7 protein-coding genes are annotated in these 6,000 nt (G+C 46.8%); 4 read left to right on the forward strand and 3 right to left on the reverse strand.

The annotated features are described in order from the left end of the window. The first annotated feature begins 659 nt into the window (after positions 1 to 659). Both ASH01S_RS14625 and ASH01S_RS14630 read left to right on the forward strand, forming a co-directional pair. Complete coding sequence (locus ASH01S_RS14625; RefSeq protein ID WP_067929188.1) at positions 660 to 1,022, forward strand: hypothetical protein; 363 nt, start codon at positions 660 to 662, stop codon at positions 1,020 to 1,022. Beyond that, positions 1,006 to 1,353, forward strand: coding sequence for a hypothetical protein (locus ASH01S_RS14630; protein ID WP_067929189.1), 348 nt, complete (start codon positions 1,006 to 1,008; stop codon positions 1,351 to 1,353). The genes ASH01S_RS14625 and ASH01S_RS14630 overlap by 17 nt, the downstream gene beginning before the upstream one ends. A 456-nt stretch (positions 1,354 to 1,809) precedes the next feature. On the opposite strand, the gene ASH01S_RS14635 is transcribed toward ASH01S_RS14630, so the two are convergent. Next, the gene (locus tag ASH01S_RS14635; protein WP_067929190.1) at positions 1,810 to 2,400 is read right to left on the reverse strand and encodes a TetR/AcrR family transcriptional regulator; all 591 of its coding nucleotides are present in this window, start codon (positions 2,398 to 2,400) and stop codon (positions 1,810 to 1,812) included. A 122-nt stretch (positions 2,401 to 2,522) separates the two neighbouring features. On the opposite strand from ASH01S_RS14635, the gene ASH01S_RS14640 reads away from it, so the two are divergent. Together ASH01S_RS14640 and ASH01S_RS14650 are read left to right on the forward strand one after the other, a co-directional pair. Beyond that, positions 2,523 to 2,990 (forward strand): hypothetical protein, encoded by a 468-nt coding sequence (locus ASH01S_RS14640; protein WP_067929191.1) that lies wholly within the window; start codon positions 2,523 to 2,525, stop codon positions 2,988 to 2,990. 809 nt (positions 2,991 to 3,799) lie between these two features. Next, on the forward strand, positions 3,800 to 4,612 hold the full coding sequence (locus ASH01S_RS14650; protein ID WP_067929193.1) for a MerR family transcriptional regulator: 813 nt from the start codon (positions 3,800 to 3,802) through the stop codon (positions 4,610 to 4,612). Positions 4,613 to 4,672: 60 nt separating this feature from the next. Here the strand turns inward: ASH01S_RS14650 and ASH01S_RS14655 are convergent, their stop codons facing one another. Next, a complete protein-coding gene (locus ASH01S_RS14655) occupies positions 4,673 to 5,524 on the reverse strand; it encodes a hypothetical protein (protein ID WP_067929194.1) in 852 nt (283 codons plus the stop codon). Then, positions 5,524 to 5,844 (reverse strand): PadR family transcriptional regulator, encoded by a 321-nt coding sequence (locus ASH01S_RS14660; protein WP_067929195.1) that lies wholly within the window; start codon positions 5,842 to 5,844, stop codon positions 5,524 to 5,526. Before ASH01S_RS14660 ends, ASH01S_RS14655 begins: the two co-directional genes overlap by 1 nt. Positions 5,845 to 6,000: the final 156 nt, after the last annotated feature.

Raw genomic sequence — 6,000 nt, forward strand, 5'->3', positions numbered from 1 at the left:
GAGTCGGATGATCGCAGGGAATCGAATGCCCATTCCAACAATCATCAAGACGAAGCCAACGTATTGCGTCCATCGGGGGAGAAGCCCCCATTGACTCACCGAGAAGACTATCGATACGAAGATGAGCACGTACATGCCGAGCATAATGAGTGCAGCTGAACCCCGATCATCGTTTTGTTTCCTCGGTTCTCCGCGCTGAAGTATTCGGGCACGCACCCAGAATAACATCTCCAAGGCGAACCACAGATAAAACAATATCCAGAACCATGTGCCCTCATATTCGTAAACATTCATTGTTATCTCGCGCTCCACCATTTAACGCAAACGGTATCCACCAATATCATTATAAAGTACGTCCTAACCCCAAATTGCCTTCAATTCTACCTGTGTGCTCCTCACAATTATCTCAGAAGGTCTATTGCCACAATCATCAGTAACCCAGGTATCCAGTTCTGCTTGTCCCTCTCTCGCCCCCACATCAGCTGTCCGTTCAATTCAATACAGTTATGAACCTAACTCTATCTTTACATATTTTGACACGCAGGAAAAACTCATTTATTGTAGATAAAAACAGAGAGACACCAGGCATACGGAGAGCAAAGCTGGTTGAGGTGGGTCTTGGCCTCTCCACAATTTGCTCATTAAAAGGGGGCTTCAAGGTGACGAGTAGTCGGGATGAGTCCATCGAGGAGATTCGGCAACAAGTGAAGCATGAGACCCTGGAATCAGTCGCGATGCAATTGTTCGATCTCCTTCCTGTACCCACCATTGCGAAAGTATGTGGCATGACTGTTGAAGAGGTGTTAAACCTGGCAAAGGAGTTGGGGGCGAAGGGAGAAGTTGTGAGAGATCGAGAAAACATGAAAAAGCCACACAGCATAAGATTGCTCGACAAGCCGATCAGCCAAACAAGAGTCCCCATGGCACAGAGTACGAAAAACGCGATTCGGAAGCATAAGGAAGCGTTGGCGAAATTACAGAGGGTAATGGAGGAATCGAAACACTATGGCGAATGGCGTTGACTTTGTGCATGACTTCGAATGTCAGTGGAACGAACAAGTTCAGAGAATCAAAAATCAAACAACAGCACAGAGAATACAAGCGCTAAACGAACAGATTGAGACGTTTGAAACTTTCTACGGCGGATCATTTCAGGACTTGTTTGGGCATCTTAATGACCTTGAAATCGACGGAATGTCGGAAGCAGTTGATCTACTGGACTGGAAAGAGCTTGTTAAGGAAAGACAGCGGCTTTTGGACATGACATTTACAGAGGAACCAAGTGAGAACGGCGGAACGCAAGGCGAAAAAAGGCAGGATCATCCCGATACGCCCTTCCCCCACAATCCCTGATCACGGAGGCTTGCTATCATGTTCATAATCCACTGCACCCACTGCGGTCGTGAAGTCGAGTGGAAAGACGGACAAGAGGTGGGAAAAATGGAGATCGAATGTTGTGGAAGCGTGGTCATTTGCGCCTGTGGTCATGGGATCGGCGAGGACGGAGGAGCCGTTTTGAGGGAGTTTAAAGTGCCAGATTCTGAATAAGAGGGGGCATGGAGGGTTTGGGGGCGTAAGGGCGAACCGATGGCACGCTTGTCGTGGTGCCCGATATACCACGAAAGGTGATGTTTTGACCCATCGCAAGTGATGTTCCCAACCAGCATCTCGTGAAGCCCGCCGACCGACATCAGATTCCGTCCGATTGTCGTTTCACTATGCCCTGCCCTCACTGGGATATCCAACGCCGTGTCATTCTGCACTTTTGACTTGCGGAAAACATCCGTATCGCCGACACGCCGACACCCATCAAGGAGACAACCATCGTTTCACTTCATCCTTGACTTGAAGAACCAAGTTATCAATGTCTGCATGTGGCATGTGTAAAGCTTGCAAACTGAGTCCCTTAATGTGGCTCATCAACGTTAATGCGGTGGCGTTTACATCGAAGTCGGTACGAAAGCTTTTCTCACGGATCCCGTGTTGTAGTATTCTTGTTAAATGAGACCGCCAAGCCACGTCAAGGTATTCCAAATATTGCTTTATCGATTGGTCTCTACGCGCTCTTAGGCTAAGTTCGATCAAGACTATGAAAATTTCTGGTGTTTGCTTCAGTCTCTCCCCTATGTCCTCAATTTCCGCCAGAACTTGCTCCATTGGTTGTACATTCGCACCATCAGCCTCTCCTGAACCAACGCCTCGGAATTCCTGTAGAAGATATTGAACAACCGCTCTGATCAAATCTTCCTTAGATGGGAAATAGTGAAGCAATGTCGCGTGGTTCATGTTGGCTTCGGTTGCAACCGATCGAACGCGCAGACCTTCAAACCCCTTCTCGGCAATGTGTTTGAAGGCAATCTTGACGATCCTCGATTGTCGGCTTTCGCTATCCAATTCCATATGAATTTCGTGTCACCCCTGCCACTGGACTCGTCTTTAATATAACACGACTGACTTGACCTCAACCAAATGGTTGAAATATAATCCTATCAACCAGGTGGTCGATTGGAGGTCGGGTGTCTATGCGATCAAAGTTAAACATCACCGTGTTAGTCATGCTCGTTCTGTTGTTCATTCAGTATGTTGTTGGAATGGTAACGAACTTATTTGTGCAGATTCCTGATTCTTTGTCTTCCCAATATAAATCTGGCGGGGCTTTTTACCGTTACTGGTGGCTGTCATTACAATGGATACTGGCTCACAGTTCGATCTTTCTCCGATTGCACGTCATCGTCGGAATATTGTTGGTGATTGGATCGGTTCTTGTAGCTGGCATGTCCATCGTAATGAAGAGCCGAGTGTGGATTATCTTCTCTATATTGGGCTCCATTTTCACCATTGGAGCAGGCGTGAATGGCATGTTTTTTGTGTCATTTGGACAACACGACATCAATTCATTGATCATGGCTATCGCATTTCTCGCCGCTTTCGTATGCTATGCCTCTGGTTATTACGTCGGTCAAAGCCGTTTCCCTCACCGCAACAGTTGACATCCCTCTACCCACTGGATCGTATGGAACATCAAAACGGGGCACGAAAGACAATTCTGTTGTCATTTGCCCGACATGAGGAGTAATTATCATGTCCAACCATACAAGCCTGTTTCTGCTCGCCAATTTGGCTCTGGCATTCTACAATGTAGGAACCATCTGGGCGCACGAAGTTGATATCTTTCGAACGTGGAAGTTGCTTGGTCCTGATACATTTCGCCGTGTCCAGACTGTACACTGGCACAAACTCGCATACTGGGTCTTCATCCCCGTTGGGCTTTCTTTGTTGGGTTCAATAGTGCTGATCTGGTATCACCCGCTCGGATCACCATCTTGGGCTATCTGGGGGAACCTACTCTTCCAACTGCTATCACACATACTAACTGCGCTGATGTGGGGTCGATGGCAGGCTAAGCTTAGTCAGGACAAATTGGGTTCGCGTAGTCCGTATCTGCAAAAGATATTGAGAACCCACTGGATTCGAACGGCATTGATAAATGCATACGCATTTGTGCTATTTGCCTGGTTTATTGAGATTTCTCGATAACACCAAAGAATAATTACATGGCAGGAATGTAATCGGTACAATCGTACATTCCTGCCTATTACCACAATAAGCGATGATCCCGCCGATTTTGGACTGCGAACGATAAATCCCTACCCCATTGCATACGGTTTCGACAAATGGCTTGGGTTCCCCCTGAACAACCACTCGGCATTTGGTTGAACTATCACTTGACCTTGCCGTAAGGGTAATCTCTTATGATGACATCGGAAGTTCCATTAGTTCAACTGATGGGGGGAATACAATGCTAACGATTGGGCAAATGGCTCGAATTCTCAATGTTACGCCCAAGACATTGCGTCATTATGATTCCATTGGATTGTTCTCACCCTGCCACATCGGTGCTGACAACCAGTACCGATACTACACATCGGAGCAAGTGAATCAACTACGGCGAATTTTGTTCCTCCGTTCCATGGGGATGGGCTTGGAGGTAATTCGAGGATTGATTCAAAGCGGTGCAATTGACGATCCAGAAAGACTAAAAGCGATTTTACAGGAACACGCAGATACCATTCGTGCCGAAATCTCGAAGCAACAAGAGTTACTCCACTCAGTTGAAGAGATGATCGAGAACATCGACCATACAAGGGGGATGCATATGAAAGCGAAAATTGTGACTCGTAATGAGTTTACTGTGGTTGGCATGGAACATAAAAGCGACAGCGGCACGGGAAATATCGGTGAGCTTTGGCAACGGTTCTTGAAACGGCAACACGAAATTGAGGGCAAAGTCAACCCTAATGTGTGTTATGGGGTGTTCTATATGCACACGAATGACGAATACACCTATGTCGCGGGGTACGAAGCCAACATGGAGAAAGTTCCAAATGGCATGGTGAAGATCACCGTTCCTACTCAGAAGTACGCAGTCTTCACTCACGTCGGCAGTGTCGCAAATATTGCTAAAACCATCGAGAGTATTTACGGAACTTGGCTCCCTCAACAGGGTCTGAACCCAATAAACGGGATCGATTTCGCAGAAATGAACTTTGAACGGTTTGTAGATCCACAAAGTGAAACATCGGAAATCGATCTATATATCCCGATTGAATGACGATGTAACGCACCCCTTGAGTCCACGTCAAGGGGTGTAGTTTTTCGTCCTGTGCGAGTATCAGTTGATACGAGCAACCATCCCACGCCTGATTCCCATCGTCCCAAAGATTGTTCCGAGAGCCATGCAGAACAGACCTGTAATGAACATGGGACTGCCTACGTCCTGCGTGTTAAACAATTGCGGTGCATAAGCGGTAATCGTGATAATCAGGATCGTTGACATCACTACTGCTACACCCATGCAAAACAAGATCACCACTTCTGGAATAAATACGAACTTCAGTTCTGAGAGTTGGAAGTCTGTCCTTTGAATCATGAGGGAGACTGCAACCGTACCAACAATCAGCATCAAAGCCATCAAAGCAACATATCCACCCAAGAACACATAAATGTGTGTCAACGGATGCCAGGTTGCCAATCCTCCTGTGGCAAGGATACTTATCAGCAAACATGATAGGGCGACCGCAAAGGGTATCAATACGTTCCTTTGCCTGTGTTGGATTGCACGTCTTAGGGAGATAATGAACACAGGCAACCCACCAATCAACAACGCCAGGAATGATATACATCCAGCAATAAAATCCGCATCGAAAAGAACTCTAAACTCAGGATGAAATGTTGCCACTGCATTGAACTGGTTTAGTGGATCAGTCAATCGTTGGATCATACTCCACCCGACTCCAAATAACATGAAGGCGCAGAAAATCATCACAACGCCAGTACGGAGTCGATTCACCATATAGGTCACTCCTTCTGTAACGCCGTTATAATTCAAATGTGCGTCCAACGCACCAATCAATAAATCAAGTACCGTAACGGGTGTGATCTTATGCTCTTCGAGTAAAGCCAACATCTCTTGTTCGTACCGTTCCCGCCACGCACGAGGATAAAGTTGGAGTAGCCAATGCATTAGAATCTCTCCAAAGATGCCAATCGCTTTTTCCCAACTGAAGCCACCTGCTCCAATGTGGCTACTTGTTTGCGAAGCACCGTGATACCCTCGGCGGTGATACGATACGGTCTCCGCCGCTCCTCCGTGGGAAGAGCTTTTATCCAACCATGCCTCTCCAACCGTGTGATGGCACCATAAAGGGTTCCTGGTTCCAGTTGCGTACCGCTGAATTCCAAAATATCCTCCATCATCGCATACCCGTGTTTTGGCCCAGTCGCCAAGCTTGAAAGGATAAGAAAAGATGCGTCTGAGAACCGTCCTAAATCACTTTTCCTCATGAGTGTTCCCCCAATGTATTACGATGAAATTACTAAGTTGTTCTGAATACTACGCCGTCCGTTGACCTCTGTCAAGATGGATTTCTCCCTGTGACCCTATCCCCACTTCAAAGCCACCCCATGACTTTTCAAATCAAAATTCTGCGTCCCTACTAT

This window comes from Alicyclobacillus shizuokensis NBRC 103103 (assembly GCF_001552255.1).
GTDB lineage: Bacteria > Bacillota > Bacilli > Alicyclobacillales > Alicyclobacillaceae > Alicyclobacillus_G > Alicyclobacillus_G shizuokensis.

Coding starts and splice junctions, on each gene's coding strand:
- ASH01S_RS14630 (WP_067929189.1), top strand. CDS start 1,006: ATGGCGAATGGCGTTGACTTTGTGCATGACTTCGAATGTCAGTGGAAC.
- ASH01S_RS14635 (WP_067929190.1), bottom strand. CDS start 2,400: ATGGAATTGGATAGCGAAAGCCGACAATCGAGGATCGTCAAGATTGCC.
- ASH01S_RS14640 (WP_067929191.1), top strand. CDS start 2,523: ATGCGATCAAAGTTAAACATCACCGTGTTAGTCATGCTCGTTCTGTTG.
- ASH01S_RS14650 (WP_067929193.1), top strand. CDS start 3,800: ATGCTAACGATTGGGCAAATGGCTCGAATTCTCAATGTTACGCCCAAG.
- ASH01S_RS14655 (WP_067929194.1), bottom strand. CDS start 5,524: ATGCATTGGCTACTCCAACTTTATCCTCGTGCGTGGCGGGAACGGTAC.
- ASH01S_RS14660 (WP_067929195.1), bottom strand. CDS start 5,844: ATGAGGAAAAGTGATTTAGGACGGTTCTCAGACGCATCTTTTCTTATC.